Origin of the sequence: Moorena sp. SIO3I8, from assembly GCF_010692325.1 — a bacterium.
Lineage (GTDB): Bacteria > Cyanobacteriota > Cyanobacteriia > Cyanobacteriales > Coleofasciculaceae > Moorena.
Map to the genome: position 1 here is coordinate 1 of NZ_JAAHHW010000135.1, position 17,349 is coordinate 17,349.

At 44.1% G+C, this 17,349-nt stretch carries 20 protein-coding genes and 1 pseudogene; 8 read left to right on the forward strand and 13 right to left on the reverse strand.

The genetic code is table 11. The features are described from left to right. Positions 1 to 106 precede the first annotated feature (106 nt). The 4 genes from F6K51_RS30710 to F6K51_RS30725 form a co-directional block, all read right to left on the reverse strand. Positions 107 to 673 carry a Uma2 family endonuclease gene (locus F6K51_RS30710; protein WP_293027658.1) on the reverse strand — a complete coding sequence of 189 codons (567 nt, stop codon included), beginning with the start codon at positions 671 to 673 and terminating at the stop codon, positions 107 to 109. Continuing rightward, positions 654 to 2,057 carry a WD40 repeat domain-containing protein gene (locus F6K51_RS30715; protein ID WP_293027662.1) on the reverse strand — a complete coding sequence of 468 codons (1,404 nt, stop codon included), beginning with the start codon at positions 2,055 to 2,057 and terminating at the stop codon, positions 654 to 656. Before F6K51_RS30715 ends, F6K51_RS30710 begins: the two co-directional genes overlap by 20 nt. Before the next feature lie 3 nt (positions 2,058 to 2,060). After that, the gene (locus tag F6K51_RS30720; protein WP_293027665.1) at positions 2,061 to 2,330 is read right to left on the reverse strand and encodes an AAA-like domain-containing protein; all 270 of its coding nucleotides are present in this window, start codon (positions 2,328 to 2,330) and stop codon (positions 2,061 to 2,063) included. A 293-nt stretch (positions 2,331 to 2,623) separates the two neighbouring features. Further along, a complete protein-coding gene (locus F6K51_RS30725) occupies positions 2,624 to 3,721 on the reverse strand; it encodes a sulfotransferase domain-containing protein (RefSeq protein ID WP_293027668.1) in 1,098 nt (365 codons plus the stop codon). A gap of 419 nt (positions 3,722 to 4,140) precedes the next feature. Here F6K51_RS30725 and F6K51_RS30730 point away from each other — a divergent pair, with 419 nt between their 5' ends. Continuing rightward, positions 4,141 to 4,278: a hypothetical protein gene (locus F6K51_RS30730; protein ID WP_293027671.1), complete on the forward strand. Its 138-nt coding sequence runs from the start codon at positions 4,141 to 4,143 to the stop codon at positions 4,276 to 4,278. After that, a complete protein-coding gene (gene mutL / locus F6K51_RS30735) occupies positions 4,256 to 6,013 on the forward strand; it encodes a DNA mismatch repair endonuclease MutL (RefSeq protein WP_293027673.1) in 1,758 nt (585 codons plus the stop codon). Before F6K51_RS30730 ends, mutL begins: the two co-directional genes overlap by 23 nt. Before the next feature lie 329 nt (positions 6,014 to 6,342). Here mutL and F6K51_RS30740 read toward each other — a convergent pair whose 3' ends face one another. Then, entirely contained in the window at positions 6,343 to 6,570 is a 228-nt protein-coding gene (locus F6K51_RS30740; RefSeq protein ID WP_198954364.1) for a hypothetical protein, read from the reverse strand. A gap of 16 nt (positions 6,571 to 6,586) precedes the next feature. Here F6K51_RS30740 and F6K51_RS30745 point away from each other — a divergent pair, with 16 nt between their 5' ends. Both F6K51_RS30745 and F6K51_RS30750 read left to right on the forward strand, forming a co-directional pair. Next, on the forward strand, positions 6,587 to 7,543 hold the full coding sequence (locus tag F6K51_RS30745; RefSeq protein WP_293027682.1) for a cation transporter: 957 nt from the start codon (positions 6,587 to 6,589) through the stop codon (positions 7,541 to 7,543). Further along, positions 7,533 to 7,781 carry a hypothetical protein gene (locus tag F6K51_RS30750; protein ID WP_293027685.1) on the forward strand — a complete coding sequence of 83 codons (249 nt, stop codon included), beginning with the start codon at positions 7,533 to 7,535 and terminating at the stop codon, positions 7,779 to 7,781. Before F6K51_RS30745 ends, F6K51_RS30750 begins: the two co-directional genes overlap by 11 nt. A 31-nt stretch (positions 7,782 to 7,812) precedes the next feature. On the opposite strand, the gene F6K51_RS30755 is transcribed toward F6K51_RS30750, so the two are convergent. After that, the gene (locus F6K51_RS30755) at positions 7,813 to 8,133 is read right to left on the reverse strand and encodes a hypothetical protein (protein ID WP_293027688.1); all 321 of its coding nucleotides are present in this window, start codon (positions 8,131 to 8,133) and stop codon (positions 7,813 to 7,815) included. A 140-nt stretch (positions 8,134 to 8,273) separates the two neighbouring features. Beyond that, positions 8,274 to 9,668, reverse strand: coding sequence for a class II fumarate hydratase (gene fumC, locus F6K51_RS30760; protein WP_293027716.1), 1,395 nt, complete (start codon positions 9,666 to 9,668; stop codon positions 8,274 to 8,276). A 434-nt stretch (positions 9,669 to 10,102) separates the two neighbouring features. Here fumC and queD point away from each other — a divergent pair, with 434 nt between their 5' ends. Continuing rightward, positions 10,103 to 10,495, forward strand: coding sequence for a 6-carboxytetrahydropterin synthase QueD (gene queD / locus F6K51_RS30765; RefSeq protein WP_293027718.1), 393 nt, complete (start codon positions 10,103 to 10,105; stop codon positions 10,493 to 10,495). 21 nt (positions 10,496 to 10,516) lie between these two features. After that, on the forward strand, positions 10,517 to 10,669 hold the full coding sequence (locus F6K51_RS30770) for a hypothetical protein (protein ID WP_293027691.1): 153 nt from the start codon (positions 10,517 to 10,519) through the stop codon (positions 10,667 to 10,669). Here the strand turns inward: F6K51_RS30770 and F6K51_RS30775 are convergent. From F6K51_RS30775 to F6K51_RS30790, 4 genes and pseudogenes are all read right to left on the reverse strand, one after another. After that, positions 10,612 to 11,304 carry a CPBP family intramembrane glutamic endopeptidase gene (locus F6K51_RS30775; protein ID WP_293027694.1) on the reverse strand — a complete coding sequence of 231 codons (693 nt, stop codon included), beginning with the start codon at positions 11,302 to 11,304 and terminating at the stop codon, positions 10,612 to 10,614. The two genes, F6K51_RS30770 and F6K51_RS30775, sit on opposite strands and share 58 nt — an antisense overlap. 100 nt (positions 11,305 to 11,404) lie before the next feature. Next, positions 11,405 to 13,183, reverse strand: coding sequence for a mechanosensitive ion channel domain-containing protein (locus F6K51_RS30780; RefSeq protein WP_293027698.1), 1,779 nt, complete (start codon positions 13,181 to 13,183; stop codon positions 11,405 to 11,407). A 529-nt stretch (positions 13,184 to 13,712) separates the two neighbouring features. Then, a complete protein-coding gene (locus tag F6K51_RS30785; RefSeq protein ID WP_293027701.1) occupies positions 13,713 to 14,432 on the reverse strand; it encodes a glutathione S-transferase family protein in 720 nt (239 codons plus the stop codon). A 38-nt stretch (positions 14,433 to 14,470) separates the two neighbouring features. Next, positions 14,471 to 15,106, reverse strand: a pseudogene (locus tag F6K51_RS30790) (NAD(P)H-dependent oxidoreductase). A gap of 98 nt (positions 15,107 to 15,204) precedes the next feature. Here F6K51_RS30790 and F6K51_RS30795 point away from each other — a divergent pair. Beyond that, on the forward strand, positions 15,205 to 15,639 hold the full coding sequence (locus F6K51_RS30795) for a helix-turn-helix domain-containing protein (protein WP_293027704.1): 435 nt from the start codon (positions 15,205 to 15,207) through the stop codon (positions 15,637 to 15,639). On the opposite strand, the gene F6K51_RS30800 is transcribed toward F6K51_RS30795, so the two are convergent. Then, complete coding sequence (locus tag F6K51_RS30800) at positions 15,607 to 15,795, reverse strand: hypothetical protein (RefSeq protein WP_293027707.1); 189 nt, start codon at positions 15,793 to 15,795, stop codon at positions 15,607 to 15,609. The two genes, F6K51_RS30795 and F6K51_RS30800, sit on opposite strands and share 33 nt — an antisense overlap. Positions 15,796 to 15,923: 128 nt before the next feature. Here F6K51_RS30800 and F6K51_RS30805 point away from each other — a divergent pair, with 128 nt between their 5' ends. After that, positions 15,924 to 16,436, forward strand: a complete 513-nt coding sequence (locus tag F6K51_RS30805) for a GNAT family protein (protein WP_293027710.1) — start codon at positions 15,924 to 15,926, stop codon at positions 16,434 to 16,436. Between the two features lie 80 nt (positions 16,437 to 16,516). On the opposite strand, the gene F6K51_RS30810 is transcribed toward F6K51_RS30805, so the two are convergent. Then, positions 16,517 to 16,777, reverse strand: coding sequence for a hypothetical protein (locus F6K51_RS30810; protein ID WP_293027713.1), 261 nt, complete (start codon positions 16,775 to 16,777; stop codon positions 16,517 to 16,519). Between the last annotated feature and the right edge of the window lie 572 nt (positions 16,778 to 17,349).

Here is a 17,349-nt window from a genome sequence, read left to right on the forward strand (position 1 = left end):
CCCCCTCTCCCCATCTCCCCACCTCCCCATCTCCCCATCTCCCCATCTCCCCCTCTCCCCATCTCCCCCCACTCCCCATCTCCCCCCACTCCCCACACTCTCTTCTTCAAATAGGTACTGTCAAAACAAATCCAGGTAGTACCTCTTCTCCAGATAAACTAACTGGAAATCCGACTATTTCTACTGGTTGATTGGGACGGTATATTTCTACTTGCTGATTCTGAGGGTTAATTAACCAACCTAGTTGTAAGCCACTGTTGAGGTATTCTTTCATCTTGTCTTGTAGAGACTTAAGTGTATCTGTCCGTGAACGCAATTCAATCACAAAATCAGGGCAAATCGGGGGAAACTTTTGCTGTTGTTCTGGTGTGAGGGCTTGCCAACGGTCTAACTTTACCCAAGCTGCATCGGGGGATCTATCTCCGCCGTTAGGGAGTTTAAACATGGTGGAGGAACTGAAAACTTTTCCCATGTTAGTTTGACGGTTCCAAATCGTTAGTTCAGTAATCAAATCTGCTTCTTGATTTCCACTAATTCCTCCTACTGGTGGCATGATAATTAATTCTCCCTTAGCAGTGCGCTCTAACTGTAACTCTGGATTTATTTTACAAAGATGATAAAATTGCTGATCGGTGAAATCTACATTTTCTAAGTTAAGGGTGACAAACATCATTAACCTCCGAGTTGGTGTTCAAATAATCTTGTATCCAATTGCAACCATAGATTAGTAACTGGTCTAAATCCAGGACTTGATCTAAATTCCATATAATAACAGTGTTGTCTCCACTGGCGGAGGCGATCATCTCACCATCGGGGCTGAAAACTACGGCTAAGACGCCATCGCTATGTCCTTTCAGGGTAGTTAAAAGGGTTCCATCCTGCTTCCAGAGTTTGACGGTTTTGTCATAACTAGCGCTAGCAATTCTGTTACCGTCAGGGCTAAACACTACTCCTAATACTCCTGCTTGATGACCGTTGAGGGTAGTAATCAAGGTTCCATCGCGCTTCCAGAGTTTAATGGTTTTGTCCCAACTCGCGGACGCAATGGTTTCACCGTCGGGACTGATGGCAACGCTGTAAACCCGGTCATGGTGTCCCTTGAGGGTAGTAATCAAGGTTCCGTCTGGCGTCCAAAGCTTGACAGTTTTATCCCAACTGGCGGAAGCAATTAGAGTCCCATCTTTGCTGAAGGCTACTCCATCAATGCGATCGCTATGGCCGTTAAGGGTATTAATTAAGGTACCGTCCCGTTTCCAGAGCTTAATGGTTTTATCGGCACTAGCGGAAGCCATCATCTCACCGTCGGAGCTGAAGACTACTGCTAAAACAGCGCTGCTATGGTTTGTTAAGGTTTTTAGCAAGCTACCGTTTCTGTGCCAGAGCTTGATAGTGTTATCGGCACTAGCGGAAGCAATCATCTTACCATCGGGGCTAATCGCTATTCCTGAAACTCTAGCGCTATGGCCATTCAGGGTTCTTTGTAGGCTACCGTCTGTATTCCACAGTTTCACGGTCTGATCCCAACTCGCCGATGCAATGGTTTTTCCGTCTGGGCTAATGGCAACTCCCCAAACTAAATCACTATGCCCCCTGAGCCTGGTGAGGATGATGCCATCGGGTTTCCAGAGCCTAACCGTTCCATCCCAACTCGCCGATGCAATAGTTTTTCCGTCTGGGCTGATGGCCACACCGTACACTAAATCTTGATGCCCTCGTAGGGTAGTGAGTAATGTGCCTTCCCAACTCCACTGGTTAACGGTTCCGTCCCAACTCGCGGACGCAATGGTTTTACCATCTGGGCTGATGGCAACGTTGTAAACGCGATCGCTATGGCCCTGAAGAGTATTGAGTAAAGTGCCATCAGCATGCCAGAGTTTAACGGTTTTATCCCCTGACGCGGACGCAATGGTTTGACCATCTGGGCTGATGGCAACGTTGTAAACGCGGTCATTATGCCCCTGAAACGTCCTTAGTAATGCCCCATTATAGCGCCAAAGCTTAACGGTTTTGTCCCCTGACGCTGACGCAATGGTTTTACCTTCTGGGCTAATAGCCACTCCCTAAACAATAGCGCTATTGTTTGTCAGGGGAGTAATAGTTTCACTACCAATTCGAGTCATATCAATAGAAGCGCAGCTAAAACCAGCCTGTTGCAGTCGATACTTGATGCGTAAGCGCAAGCTAGACTTACCCATCTGTCGGGAGTTGAACACATAACAAAACTCACCCCTAATTAAAGCGTTATAAAGTTCAGCATCAGCTCGACGCTCTACATAACTAGGGGCATCTAATTTTAAACTACCACCGACTTGATATTCGTAGGTGTCCATGTGAGCAGTTTTGAATTGGGTGAGGTACTTTCTGCTGGGTTTTAGGGAGTAGGGAGTAGGGAGTAGGGAGTAGGGAGTAGGGAACAGGGAACAGGGAACAGGGAGAATTTTACTTTTATAATTAGGTATATAGATCCCCCCTAACCACCCTTAAAAAAGGGGGGAATTAGATTCAAAAGTCCCCCTTATTAAGGGGGATTTAGGGGGATCTGAATTAGGCATTAACAATGCTAACATACTCTTGAACAGGTAAACATTCCTGTGTAATCAGGATTATTAAAATTGGTTTGGTTTTAATTGGGAATCAAATCAGCCCACAACATTGCTATATCTGTTCCAGCAGTCTTCTTTATAAATTTATCATATAAACGGGCTATTTGATCGTCAGAAAAATGATTCTTCCAATCTCCGATTTCTCCTTTGCGGATAAACGGTGTCATTTCTTTAGGTCGCTGACTCGACCACCGACTTTGGTCTTGGCTCATGCTGGTAAAACTGGTGTGTTTAAGAATGCTATTGAAAATTTCAGCATTATTGAGTTTGTCTAGGTATGAACTCCCTAAAAACTTAGCAATTTCTCGAATATAGTTGGGAGTATCAGCTTTCATAGCTTCGTAAGTGATAAACAAAACATTGTCATCCTGGCGATGGTCATACCAAGACAGTAAATGCTCGAAATAATCGCCCCAATCAACTTCCCCTTCAATAAAGCATTCAAAAAAATCATTAAAGGTTCCTTCTGCAAAATTATAGTGCTTCACAAACCCTTTAGTATGGTAATAAAAAGAAACAACACAATCAAAGGGATTGCGAGCAATATAGATATACTTGGCATCAGCACAATAAGGGGTGAATGAGTAAGAAATATGAGTTTTAATAAACCTTGGGGATGCCATGGCTGCTACAAAATCAGCACCCACTTCTTCGAGATGAGGTACTTCTAAATTGATGTCTTTGCCCACAGGTAGGGGTTCGCCATCATGGTTGAGCATCCAGACAATATGTTGAACCCAAGTTGTGCCACATTTGGGATAAGTAACAATAAAGTTATCCTCCGGTTGAGCATTGTAACTGAGTCCAGATTCAAAACAGGTTACCGGAAATCCCATGGGAATACGGAATCCCTGACACATGGAGTAGTGGGGTTTTTGTCGTTGTTGGTTCATTGTTTCGTTAGGGAGTCGGGAATCGGGAATCGGGAATCGGGAATCGGGAATCGGGAATCGGGAATCGGGAATCGGGAATCGGGAATCGGGAATCGGGAATCGGGAATCGGAACCCACCCCTAACCCCTCCCAGGAGGGGTTAGGGAATCGGGAATCGGGAATCGGGAATCGGGAATTGGGAATCGGGAATCGGGAGTAGAGGGCAGAAAATTGACTGTAGCTCATCTAGAAATTATCAGACTCATTCGGATATTTTTTTAGGGTTATGCTAGATCAGCAATACTTTTGATTATATACACAACCTACTATAGCAGTAAATCTCAATTATAGGTCATAAACTGGCAGTTTTATTGTTAAGAGAAATAACCATAATTACTGAATTAGTATACTCCTCAATATTGTTGATATATAATCTAAAATTGTATGGCTGAGCAAACGCTAATGAATTACTAATTATTGGGTAAATAATTTATAATTAATTTGGAATGACGCGATCCTCCAAATTCTTAATTCCTGGATCACGTTGGTTCTATCGAACTAAGGTAAATCCGTTTAATAACATTATTTATAGTAAAATTGTTTGTTGTCGTTTGTCTTTTATACAAAATTAATTAAAAATTAACTATATAGCGTTTATCCTACTTATGAGGTACAATTTTTTACCGATTCCCGATTCCCGATTCCCGATTCCCTACTCCCGATTCCCTACTCCCGATTCCCGATTCCCGATTCCCTACTCCCAATTCCCAATTCCCTTAAATGATTATTCAAACCCTACCTAAAAACGTAGTTCATCTAATTGCTGCTGGGGAAGTCATTGATTCAATAGCCGCAGTGGTGCGAGAACTGATCGAAAATTCCCTTGATGCTGGGGCAACTCGGATTACCGTTTCCCTGTGGACTGAGCAATGGCGGGTACGAGTGGCAGATAATGGCACAGGGATGGAGGTGAAGAATTTGCAAAAAGCGGCTTCTGCTCACAGTACTAGCAAAATCTCTAGTAGTGATGATCTGTGGAAGATTACTAGTTTGGGATTTCGTGGGGAAGCGTTGCATAGTTTGGCGGCTGTGGCAGAGTTAGAAATTTTGAGCCGATGCTCAGGAAATAGTCAGGGGTGGCGAGTGCTCTATAATTCCCAAGGTGAACTGCGTCAGATTGAAACTGCTGCGATCGCACCCGGTACGATTGTGATAGTGTCTAATTTATTTGGTAAGTTGCCCGTGCGTCGCCAGGGTTTACCGGCGATGGCACAACAGTTGCGTGCTGTCCAAACCATTATTCATCAACATGCTCTGTGTCATCCTAGGGTGAGCTGGCAAGTGGAGCAAAATGGACGTCCATGGTTTAATCTTTGTCCTGGTCATACTGCCCAACAGATTCTGCCTCAAATTATCAAGCACTTAAAGGAAAGTGATTTGCAGCCGCTAACGGTAGAGGTGCCGATACCGGATTCGGGAACAGAACAAGAACAGGATAAAAGCACTAAGGGAAATCTCGGAAATGGTTTGATGGAGCTAGTGTTAGGATTACCGGATCGATGCCATCGCAGACGTCCAGACTGGGTAAAGGTAGCGACTAATGGACGGATTGTGCGATCGCATGAGTTGGAACAAACCATGATCACAGCATTAGCTCGAACCTTGCCTCGCGATCGCTATCCCATTTGTTTCCTGCACCTGCGGATTTGTCCGAGTCAAATCGACTGGAATCGTCATCCAGCCAAGACCGAAATTTACTTACACTCGGTATCCTACTGGCAAGAGCAAGTTGCTGAAGCTATCGAGCAAGCTTTGCGGATCACCCCAGCCACTCTCCCAGAAGCGATTCACTCGAACAGGGTAAAACAGTTACTCAAAACATCGGAAGCTAGAGGAGGTTACACCACTAGTCGTTCAATTGAAGTGATACCAGCCACTCAAGAAATTACTGACAAAACTGATAGCAAAATTGATAGCAAAACTGATGATATTGGGCTAATTCAACTGCGAGCCATAGCTCAAGTTCATAATATGTATATCGTAGCAGAGCATCCCACCGGTATTTGGTTAATTGAACAGCACATTGCCCATGAACGGGTGTTGTATGAAGAATTATGCGATCGCTGGCAGTTAGTCCCCTTAGAACCTCCCATCATTCTCCAGCAGTTATCCCCTAAGCAGGTGGAACAACTACAGCGGATTGGTTTAGAAGTTGACCCCTTTGGAGAAGAGCTGTGGGCAGTACGGAATGCACCAGAACTGTTGCGCGAGCGAGACGATTGTGCCAAAGCCCTATTAGAGCTGAGTTTAGGAGGAGACTTACAAACCGCTCAAGTAGCAACTGCCTGCCGCAGTGCAATTCGCAATGGTATCCCTCTAAGTTTATCACAAATGCAGCAGTTATTAGATCAGTGGAAAAAGACTAGAAACCCTCGCACTTGTCCCCACGGGCGTCCCATTTATTTATCGTTAAAAGAGTCTGCTCTTTCCCGTTTTTTCCGCCGTCATTGGGTGATTGGGAAAAGTCATGGGATATAAGGAAGGGTTGGTAGGTTAGCAAGTTGTTCGCGTAGCGTGGCCTTTTGGCCAAGGTTGGCAAGTTAGCAAGTTATCAAGTTAGCAAGTTAGCAAGTTGAAGGTTAGCAAGTTAGCAAGTTGAAGGTTAGCAAGTTATCAAGTTGAAGGTTAGCAAGTTATCAAGTTGAAGGTTAGCAAGTTATCAAGTTAGCAAGTTGAAGATTATTAAGTTATCAAGTTAAAGGTTATTAAGTTGGCAAGTTAGCAAGTTTGTAAGGTTAAAACTTGCTCATTAATAATAGCAGTGTTCATAGTAATGAGGTACACAGGATTTTTTCCCCTCTTCCCTGCTACTCTTCTCTCCTTTTCTCTGCTCTTCTCTGCTCTTCTTTCTTCTCCCCCCGCGCCCCCGCCCCACACTCCCTGCGCCCCCGCCCCACACTCCCCACACCTCCCACACTCCCGACTCCCGACTCCCAACTCCCCAAAACCATTAAGAACTGCCATAAAATGGCATAATTGCCTGATGCCTCAATCAATAATAGGGTAATCAAAGATAATGTGAAGGTAATCCACATCTGTTACCTTCAGGCCATGACCGAAGGACCAAACCGCGATCAGACTAGTCGTCTGGTATTATTCATTACCCTCTGGCTCAGCTTGTTTGTTTTATCAGTCAAGGTGTCAGCAGCTTGGGCTACCCAATCGCTCAGTCTGATGGGGGAATCCCTGTTCACCCTATTAATTTGCTTTAATACCCTTATCAATTTGCTGATGATCACTACCTATGACAATTCGCCAGATCTGTCAGTCTATGGTCATGGTAAACGGGAAACGGTGATTACCTTTGTGCTAATTGCCTTTTTCGGCTTTGCTGGGGGAAATTTGTGCTTACTCTCCTCTCAGCAGTTACTAACTCTGATTCAGGGAGGAACCTTAACTATTCCTGTCCGGCTCAGTTTACCCTTAATACAATTGTTGGGAGCAGTATTAGCCATGAGCCTTGGTTGGTCTTGCCTGATGATTTACCAAGCTAAAGTGGTCAGGAGTCCTACCCTACGCTTTCAGGCCGCTCAAATGCTTCAGGATGTGGGCTTAACTATACTAGTACTCGGTGGGCTTTGGGGGGTTTCCCGAGGTTTCCTATGGCTGGATCCACTGTTGAGTAGTGTGCTGGTGCTTTTTGCCGGGGCAAATTGTTGGCAAGTTATCAACTGGCAATTGCCCCTGCTAGTCAAACAAACTCCCATTGATCCAGAAGCGATCGCTAACATAGCCCATCAAGTTGGAGGTGTCACTCGCTGTGATCAAATTCAGTGCCGGGGTGTTGTAGGACGCTTCATGTATGTTGAAATGCATTTGGTAGTGCATCCAGAGTTCTCAGGAGTCATTTCCCTGATTGCTGAACGGATTCAGGGGGGAATTCAAGAACGCTACGGACCAGTACAAGCTATTTTCCACATCGATGATGACTTAACCGAATCCATACGATGGAATGGCTCGAACCGTAACCAACAAATCAACGGTAAAGATGAAGCAGATGGGGAGTAGGGAGTCGGGAGTCGGGAGTCGGGAGTCGGGTAGTGGTTTAGCCCAGGTCTGGTCAAGGTTTCGGGAGCTAAAATCACGAATTGTTTACCACTACCGACTTTTTGCCTCTTGCCTCTTGCCTCTGTTCCCCTCCTGGGAGGGGTTAGGGGTGGGTTCCTCTGTTCCCGATTCCCCATTCCCGATTCCCCATTCCCGATTCCCCATTCCCGATTCCCGTTCCCCTCCTGGGAGGGGTTAGGGGTGGGTTCCGATTCCCTATTCCCGATTCCCTATTCCCTAAAATAAACTAATCTACTATAATAGTTTATTGCCCAAAAATTAATACTTAAGCAGACAGCTGCTAAAGTAAACAGAATGTAGGTCGGAGCCATCACTACTCCAATCATCAACCAACTATAAACATGGAATAGCATGGCCAAAGCTGGGATGCACGCAACTAAAGCAGCTTTCCGCACCTGAACTTGGGGATAACCAATCACAGTAAAGATGATAGTTTGTAAGGTCAGGAGCAAGTTAGCAGGAACTAAAATGGCACAGATGGCTACACAATGGTTACGGGAGAAATCACATAGGATATTAAAATCAAACATTTTAAAATTGCTAACATTATCCTTTTCAGTTTATAGTTAAAGGTTGCTGGGAATTGCTCAATATAGTATTTACAAATCTCCCCCCTCTCCCCACACTCTTCCCCCTACTCCCTACTCCCTACTCCCTACTCCCTAAAAAACTAATCAAGGGGATAGGCCATCCGATAGGGATCAACAATCTGGTCAAACTCAACAGCAGAAACATAGCCTAATTCTAGGCAAGCTGCTTTGAGGGTAAGGTTCTTCTCAGAAGCATGGTGCGCCACTTCTGCAGCTTTGTCGTAACCGATGATTGGACTCAAAGCAGTGACTAGCATCAGGGACTGTTCCAGGAAATACTGGATTTTCTCTCGATTCGGTTCGAGTCCCTTCAGCAGGAAGTCTGTGAAATTGTTGCAGCTGTCAGCAAGTAGATGGACAGATTGGAGCAAGTTGAACACAATCATGGGCTTAAAGGTATTCAACTCAAAGTGCCCCTGAGCACCAGCAAATGCGATCGCACTATCGTAGCCCATCACCTGAGTAGCTGCCATAGTCATCGCTTCGCACTGGGTCGGATTAACTTTCCCTGGCATAATCGAAGACCCTGGCTCATTGGATGGCAGCTTCAGTTCCCCAAACCCGCAGCGTGGTCCACACCCTAGGAAACGGATATCATTAGCAATCTTCAATAACGAGCAGGCTAGGGTTTTGAGGGCACCGCTAGCCATAACCATGTCATCATGAGCTGCTAGAGCCGCAAACTTGTTAGGAGCAGACACAAAGGGCAAGCCAGTCAACTTAGCAATATGCTCAGCAGCCTTTTCTGCAAACCCCTTGCCAGCATTTAACCCAGTCCCGACAGCGGTTCCACCAATCGCCAACTCGTATAAGCCAGGAAGAACAGAGTCTATCCGTGCTAAATTAGCATCTAGCTGGGCAACGTAACCGGAAAACTCTTGACCCAAGGTTAACGGTACAGCATCTTGAAGGTGAGTGCGCCCAATTTTAGCGATATTATCCCATGCTTTCGCCTTCTCTTCTAGAGCATCCCGCATTTTCTTGACCTTGGGCATCAGTCGCTCATCAAAGGCTACCGCTGACGCGATGTGCATGGCTGTGGGAAAGGTATCATTAGAGGATTGGGACATATTGACGTGGTCATTGGGATGAATTGGGTTTTTGCTACCCATCACCCCCCCAGCTAGTTCAATCCCACGATTAGCAATCACCTCGTTCACGTTCATGTTGCACTGGGTACCACTACCAGTCATCCAAACACGGAGAGGGAAGTTACCGTCTAGCTGGCCTTCGATGACCTCAGTTGCTGCTTCAATGATTAACTTAGCTTTATCCTCTGGTAGTTTACCCAGTTCAGAGTTAGTCAGAGCAGCCGCTTTTTTCAGAATAGCCATCGCTGTTATGACTTCCGGGGGGATAAAGTCTTGTCCAATCGAGAAATATTTTAGCGATCGCTGAGTTTGAGCGCCCCAATACCGATCAGCAGGAACTTCGATTTCCCCCATACTATCGGTTTCTATTCGCATCTTAGTCATCAGTGATATCAACTCCCCTTGGTTCCTTCGTTTATGGTATAGCACAGGGAGTAGGGAGTAGGGAGTAGGGAGTAGGGAGTAGGGAGTAGGGAGTAGGTATGCATGGCTTTTATCGTAGTTCATGCTATGTTTAAAATAGCGATAGATATCAGCAATTTTGGTAACCGTTTATGGCTATATTAAAACTTGATTATGATTTCCCAATAAATCCTGAACCCTAATCTTAATTTATCATAAACACCAAAACTAATCGGCTCTAGTTTATTCAGTAACCTGTTATATTTGTCTAGATTACCTCTTACAATTAGGTTAAACTCAATAGAGTTTTTTCTAGGAATTGTCAGATAATTCTAAATTCTAAATTCTAAATTCTAAATTCTAAATTCTAAATTCTAAATTCTAAATTCTAAATTCTAAATTCTAAATTCTAAATGATGGAAGAATGGTTAAATTACAAGGAGTTTCGGTTTGAAGCTGCTCATCGCCTTCCCCATCATGACGGCAAATGTAGTCGGTTACATGGCCATAGCTGGGTGGGGCGAGTATATGTCAAAGGTAATCAACTGATTGAGGAGGGTTCCAAACAGGGGATGATAATGGACTATGGAGATATCAAGACCTATCTCAAGCCTCTGTTAGATAACTTTTTGGATCATTATTACCTCAATGAGACAACTGGCTTAGAGAATCCTACTAGTGAAGCGATCGCCAAGTGGGTTTTTGAGCGACTTGAAGAAGCAGGTTTACCAGGATTGTATGCCGTTGAAATTCAAGAAACCTGTACCTCTGGTACGCGATACATGAAACCTAATATCAAGTCCGGTTGAATAGCGATAATTAATGGGAGGGTGGGGAGATGGGGAGATGGGGAGATGGGGAGATGGGGAGATGGGGAGATGGGGAGATTTTTATTAAGGGTAATTATCCTGAGTCAACAACTTAGTTACCCGAATAGGAGTTGCCAACCGACAATTGCGATCGCTAAATCAGCAAGAACATGACTAACATAACCAGACCAGATGGAACGGTAGGTTAGATAGCACCACGACCATACTGCTCCAGCCATGTACACCCCTAATGAGCCAAGGATGACCACCAGCCAATCTTGGGTATAAAAGGTTAAAGCAATAATATGATGGAGGGTAAACAGCAATGCACAAAGGAATACTGACCCAAGTCCTGGGATGAGAATCTGGCACTTGCTCCAGACAAACCAACGCCAGATATACTCTTCCAGGAACGCATTAATCAAAGTCCAATACATCGCCCCGAGTAGGTAAATGTATGCACTAGTTATGCCGACTTCTTGGGCTTTAGTGCGAAGATCCGTCTGATCAATCCAGTGCTGACCGAAAAGCCAATAAGCCCCAAGGATGATCCCAAACATCAACAGTCCCAAAATAGTTCCAGTCAACAACTCCTGTCCCTTCGGCCAGGATATACGTAACTTGCCACGATCCACCCAGAAAAACCAAGCAAGAGGCAGTGCTAGTAACCAGACTTTGCAAAATAAGGATACTGCCTGCCCTAATGATCCTGGAGCAATATATAGTGCCATTGCTATACCGATACTCGCAGCAGGAACTAGCAGTAGCAAAGCCAATAGGGGATTTTTACCAGAGTGAGTATTGAGCATTGGAAATTCTCCGGTGGTAACTTTATTGGTCATGCTAGAAGCTTTGGTTGAAACTATCGGTAAGTTCTGTGCCAGTTCTACAAGTTTCCTAAGGGTATAGCTAAGATAACGTCATGTCTTTAAACCTTTTTGCCATACTGCCCTCTTCCTTAGCCATAGATTCGCTAATGTATAGTTCCTGTCTCGGCAGTGGGATCACAATTCCCTCTTGTTCTAATCTTTCTTTTATAATTCGATTGATGTCAGGATAGACAGTCCAGTAATCCTCTGTCTTAGTATATGCTTTAAACCAAATCTTAACAGCATATTCAGCCAATTCACCGGTCGTAATCCAAGGTTCTGGGTCTTTCAATACTAAAGGATGAGAGTTAGCAATATCTTTAAGAACTTGGCTCGTTTGAGTAATACTATTTTGGTAGCTGACCCTTACTGTGATAAACATAGCGCGGACGGGGCTAGTGGTTTCATTCTCGATAACGTTACCCCAGACTGAATTGTTGGGCACAATAATAATTTTATTTCCAGGAGTCTTGATGGTGGTGCAAATTAAGTTAACATTCTCAACCTCTCCTTTTACCCCAGCTACTTCAATCATATCCCCCACGTCGAAAGGTTTATAGAGTAATATCATTAACCCATTGGCAAAGTTACCGAGGGTACTTTGTAACGCAAATGCTACCACAAAACCAGCAGCTCCAATCATAGCGATCAGTGGGCCAATACTGACCTCTAGGGCAGTAATCCCTACAATAATACCCACCACAAATAATCCTTGGCGGGTTAGACTAACCAAGAACTGACCCAACATCACTGAAATATTCGGGAACATCCACAAAGATTTCTCGAGGAGTGTACTTAAGATCACCGATAGGATGCTAAAACCAGCAACGATTCCTATACATTTGCCAATGTTATTCGCCCAGCGGACACCTCCTTCTTTAGACTGGAGCCAGCCGACGATGGTAATCCAGGTTCCTTCAGTGTCGCTTACGTCTACCTTAATCCCACTGATGGCATCGATGTATTTTTTGTACGACTTGACATCACCGCCTTTAAGTTCCAGCTCTTGAAGTACCACCTCAAAGCGATCGCTCAAAGCAGTGCGTTCATCCCGCAATCTGGTCATGTTGACCAGTACTTGCTTTTTAACTTCGGCCTTCGCCTCGACCGCTTCTTCTATGTTTTCTTTGGCTTTTTCCAGTCCCTGTTCAGTCTTTTTCTGCTCTTGTTCATCCGTAACGACTTTGTTGCTAATTGTCCCGATCTGCTCTTGAACCTTAGCAACTTCCTCTTCTGAGCTTGAGGTTTTGGCTTTATCTTTCTGCTGTTGAGTACCTTCAACTGCTTGATCAATCGCCCCTTGCGAGGTTTTATCCTGCTCGGTCTTTTCTCCTTGTTTGACTGCTTCTTTTACTGACTCCTGAGCTTTTTCGAGAGCTTCCTGTGCTTCTTCCGCCCCCTCTTTAGCTTTTACGCCACCTGATGGCGATGGCTCAGTCCCTTCCTCAAGAGCCTTTTTGGCATCTTCTAGGGCATCAACAGCTTCCTTAGTTTTTTGAAGCTCTCGATTTTTGCGCTTGACAGCAATTTCCGCATCGCTGAGTTCTTTAACTTTAGTTTTCAGCAAGGACATCCACCCCTGAGCTTCACCATCCAGCTCATCCTTAGTGAATGGCTTGAGCAATAGCTCTAGCTCCTCAATCGGAATAGTTGGATCTGCAGTAGTAACCGCTTTCGGAATAGTTGAATCTTCAGTCGTAACCGCTTGCTCATTGGGTGAATTAGTGGTCTGTTGAGCTTGGACAGGTAACCACCATGCCCCAACGATTAAGAGACTGCCAAACAAAATGCTAAATTTCTTGTGTTGGTAACGAATCATTGGTTTTTCGTGTTAATCAGACGTTAATGACGATGTGACCTGTACAGTTTGGTTGACTTTTGAGTGTTAATCAAAGAAGATATAAGGTGTATAGTTTGGTTCACTGTTCAGTGTTAACCGTTAACTGTCAACAGTTGCTCCCGACCTTACCACCGGAAGATCGGCACAGCTGTAACATCGCTCGATTTAGACTGAGGGGGGCAGATCTCAAGAGGATAGGAGCTGAATTTTCCCCAACTCTTCGGGATTTTGACAGAATTTATCCCTTAATAATCCTCTATATCTAACCCTAAAAAGAAGATCCCGGGGCAATCAATAGTTAACGGTTAACAGTTAACTGTAAACAGTCAAAAAGGTATAGATAGCCTTTTATTGGATCAAATCAAGGGATGTGCTTATTTTTGACCAACATTTTTGGCAAACAAACACCTTGGACAAAAATTTTGCCCAATCTTCCCTGATCAACGACTAGGATTTTATCACATTTTTATTTCCCCGAATGTTAATTTTTGTTTCCATCATCCATGGCTTATGGTTTAACATCACTTTGAAAACGTGCAGAATTAGCCGCTTCTGCTGCAGCCACATCCCCTTTTCCAAAAAAAGCAGGAAAAGGTTTCGGGAGCTCTAGTGCACGTTGAGTTGCAGGTCGAGCATCAATACGCTCAAACCAGCCTTGAAGGTTGTTCAGCCCATCCACCGATACTTTCGCCCAGTAATAAGCTCGTGCCCAAGGATAAGTGGCCATATCTACAATAGTGAACTCATTACCAAGGATATAACTTTTCCCCTCAAGCTGCTGATCCAAGACTTCCAGCAGCCTGCGTGATTCTGACCCATAGCGCTTGATGGCAAATTCATCACGATGCCCTTGAGGTTCTGCAATCCGCTGAAAGTACATCGATTGACCCATCATCGGTCCAATGCCACTCATCTGAAACATCAGCCACTGAAGTGCTTGGGATCGAGCTTTTTCCCCCTCGGGAAGGAACTTTTGATATTTCTCAGCTAGATACCAAAGAATCGCACCCGACTCAAAAACCACAAAATCGTCATTACCACGATCCACGATGGTCGGGATGCGCCCATTGGGATTAAGGGATCTGTACCAGTCTGATTTCTGTTCTTTTTTGGAAAAATCAATATAGGTCATCTCATAGTCCACCTCTGCTTCATGAAGAAAGATCAGCGGCTTCCATCCGTTCATAGTCGATGCGGTGTAGAGATGAATCTCAGCTTGTTTCGTCATGATTTTTCTTTGGATGAGATACTTACTAAGAGTTAGTTTTAAAGAGCTTTGGAGCACGGAGCAGACAGAGGCTCGGCTACTTCAACACCTAAATCATGGGCGGGGTCAAGAAACACCATCTTTAGGTGACTGATGTACCGGTCTCGGTCAGCGTCAAATTGTGGATTTTTGATGACGTTGTAGCACGCGAAATGGGGCAATTCCTCGAAGCCACAAAACTCATAGCTCTTACGCATGGGCAGCAGCACCTCTTGTAGTGAGAGTCCTTCAAAAAAACTATTGGGATTATTAAAGACGTCGGCGGGCGCATTCCATGTGGTGGATAGCATGAATTTCTTGCCATTCATCAGGCCACCCGATCCCTATGAGCCATTACTGTGCCCGAAAAACTGACCATAGGCGTAGACATCGTCTATGTAACGCTTTAGGGTTGACGGCATCATGAACCAGTAAACTGGGTACTGAAAGATGACCGCATCAGCTTCCTTGAATTTTCCAATCTCCTCTGGAATGTTGTAGCCGTCTTCCACAACAGTGGTCAGTAGCTCGTATTGATCTTTCAATATCTCCACCGCTATCTCAAAAAGACCTTGATTGTAGCGGCCTTTGGCGAACTCCTTAGTCTCTTTGCCCAAAATCAAAAGCAGGGTTTTCATCAGACTACTTCCTCCCATCAGATAATGTGTACAGTTATTGCTTCATGTATTGCTTCATGGTAAAAATTTAAGTTACGATAGTCAACTAGTATACGTTTAGTAACCAGGTATAAAATATGAGTTCCTTCATGGACATGGAAACAGATAGCGATATCGAAATTGACACAGATAGCGACATCGACATCGAAACTGATAGCGACATCGAGATCAAAACCGATAGCGAACGCATCAAGAAGGCCATTGACCCCTGTCTCAGCCCCTGTCCAATCGAGCGTGGAATGCGGATTTTGGGTGGCAAATGGAAAGGATCGATTCTTTGGCATCTCAAGGATGGCCCGATGCGGTTCAACGATCTGGCGCGTCAGATCGGGGGAGCTAGCAAAAAAATGGTGACCCAGCGGCTTAGAGAAATGGAGGATACGGGCCTAGTCAACCGTAACGTAATCAGTACCAAGCCCATTGCTGTGGCCTATGAGATCACAGATTTTGGTCGAACAGCCCTGAGATTTCTGGAGGAGCTAAAGAAATGGGCAGAGGAATATAATATCTAATCTTTTAGCAGTTCTCAATTCGGTGAGGTACGCCGCCCTTGGGGTTTTCGGGAGTCGGGAGTCGGGAGTCGGGAGTCGGGGTAAGAGACTGTTTGTTAAACTTGGCTGAAATCCTGGCGTAGGGTGGGTTAGGCGGCGAGTACTGTCAAAGCTCACCTTTTAAGATAATTATCCGCCGTAACCCACCAATAGTCAAGACTATAACTGTCTAAGATTTACTTTATAAACAGTCTCTAAGAAAGTTGAACCGCTAGCCAGAACTATTATTCAAATAGGAGAAACATTTGAAACGAAGTATTAGAGAATTTGAAGCCCGTGATATTGACTTAATGATAAACTATTTCCTAAATGCTGACCACGAATTTCTCAGGGGAATGGGGGTAGAGCCAAGTAAACTTCCAAATTCGGACAAGTGGCGTCAAATACTGCTTGAAGATTTTGAACGGCCAGTAGAACACAGAAGATTATACTACGTCATCTGGGAAATAGACGATACTCCTGTTGGGCATTCTAATCTCAACAAAATTATCTATGGTCAAGAAGCATTCATGCATTTACACCTTTGGCAACCAGAGAAACGAAGAAGCGGCAATGGCACATATTTTATTAACGAATCAATTTCTTGCTATTTTACTAAATTCCATTTGCAAAACCTGTTTTGTGAGCCTTATGCTCTCAATCCAGCTCCCAATATAACCTTACCTAAAGCTGGGTTTGAGCTTGTTAAAACCTATGAAACTACACCAGGCTTTATCAACTTTAATCAAACAGTAAATCGTTGGATACTAACTAAATAAAAGTGGCTGCAGAAGTCACAGACCATTGCTTCCAATCCCGAATAATAATCCAGTCTTTGGTAAATGGAAAACGTTGACCATCAACCATTAGCTGCTTCCTGTGCTGCTACCAGAAGATCTGACAAGGCTTGAACTGCCTCATGATCTGCCAGAGGAGACCAGATCACAGCTTCAGTTGATGCCAACTGATTCATAAGTACGTTTTCTGAATCACTATCTTCAGCAGATTCTAGGCTACATCCTTCTTCTTTAGCAACTGCAAGGAGGAGAAAGTGAATTAGTCGAAGTTTATCTTGATGAGATAGTTTACTGACAGTGGGTAAAAGTTCGCTGAGGGACATATTGGTTGTCTCAAATGATAATGCTATAGGTATAATTAAGAATTGAGAATTAAGAATTAAGAAGGTATAATTAAGAATGTAGAATTGAGAATTGAGAATTCGGTATTAAGAATTCGGTATTAAGAATTCGGTATTAAGAATTCGGCATTTAGAATTCGGCATTCGGCATTCGGCGTTGCTTAATAATGGAATGATTTTAAGAGTTTTGTGGAATGGGCATCTTGGTGGAACTGGCATCTTGCCAGTTTCATGCTTATTTTCGGGCGGGCAGTAGCCCACTCTACTTCTATTCATTCCTTGATTCAGCAACACCCTGCATTCTGCATTCTAAATTCTTAATTCTACATTCTTCTACATTCTTCTACATTCTTCTACATTCTTAATTCTACATTCTTCTACATTCTTAATTCTACATTCTTAATTCTTCATTCTGCATTCTTCATTCTAAATTATTCATTCTTCATTCTCAATTCAACAACATATCAAACACCAAAATAAGCCGGTTCATTCCCCGGCTTCCACTTAATATTGCAACCAATACTAGGCTTTTGCTCAGAATTCACCGGTTGCGA

Excerpts from the sequence above, each read along its gene's own strand:
- F6K51_RS30810 (WP_293027713.1), bottom strand. The coding sequence starts at position 16,777 with ATGTCCCTCAGCGAACTTTTACCCACTGTCAGTAAACTATCTCATCAA.
- F6K51_RS30720 (WP_293027665.1), bottom strand. The coding sequence starts at position 2,330 with ATGGACACCTACGAATATCAAGTCGGTGGTAGTTTAAAATTAGATGCC.
- F6K51_RS30785 (WP_293027701.1), bottom strand. The coding sequence starts at position 14,432 with ATGACGAAACAAGCTGAGATTCATCTCTACACCGCATCGACTATGAAC.
- F6K51_RS30710 (WP_293027658.1), bottom strand. The coding sequence starts at position 673 with ATGATGTTTGTCACCCTTAACTTAGAAAATGTAGATTTCACCGATCAG.
- F6K51_RS30780 (WP_293027698.1), bottom strand. The coding sequence starts at position 13,183 with ATGATTCGTTACCAACACAAGAAATTTAGCATTTTGTTTGGCAGTCTC.
- F6K51_RS30795 (WP_293027704.1), top strand. The coding sequence starts at position 15,205 with ATGAGTTCCTTCATGGACATGGAAACAGATAGCGATATCGAAATTGAC.
- F6K51_RS30725 (WP_293027668.1), bottom strand. The coding sequence starts at position 3,721 with ATGAGCTACAGTCAATTTTCTGCCCTCTACTCCCGATTCCCGATTCCC.
- F6K51_RS30745 (WP_293027682.1), top strand. The coding sequence starts at position 6,587 with ATGACCGAAGGACCAAACCGCGATCAGACTAGTCGTCTGGTATTATTC.
- F6K51_RS30750 (WP_293027685.1), top strand. The coding sequence starts at position 7,533 with ATGGGGAGTAGGGAGTCGGGAGTCGGGAGTCGGGAGTCGGGTAGTGGT.
- fumC (WP_293027716.1), bottom strand. The coding sequence starts at position 9,668 with ATGACTAAGATGCGAATAGAAACCGATAGTATGGGGGAAATCGAAGTT.
- F6K51_RS30730 (WP_293027671.1), top strand. The coding sequence starts at position 4,141 with ATGAGGTACAATTTTTTACCGATTCCCGATTCCCGATTCCCGATTCCC.
- F6K51_RS30775 (WP_293027694.1), bottom strand. The coding sequence starts at position 11,304 with ATGCTCAATACTCACTCTGGTAAAAATCCCCTATTGGCTTTGCTACTG.
- queD (WP_293027718.1), top strand. The coding sequence starts at position 10,103 with ATGGAAGAATGGTTAAATTACAAGGAGTTTCGGTTTGAAGCTGCTCAT.
- F6K51_RS30755 (WP_293027688.1), bottom strand. The coding sequence starts at position 8,133 with ATGTTTGATTTTAATATCCTATGTGATTTCTCCCGTAACCATTGTGTA.
- mutL (WP_293027673.1), top strand. The coding sequence starts at position 4,256 with ATGATTATTCAAACCCTACCTAAAAACGTAGTTCATCTAATTGCTGCT.
- F6K51_RS30740 (WP_198954364.1), bottom strand. The coding sequence starts at position 6,570 with ATGTGGATTACCTTCACATTATCTTTGATTACCCTATTATTGATTGAG.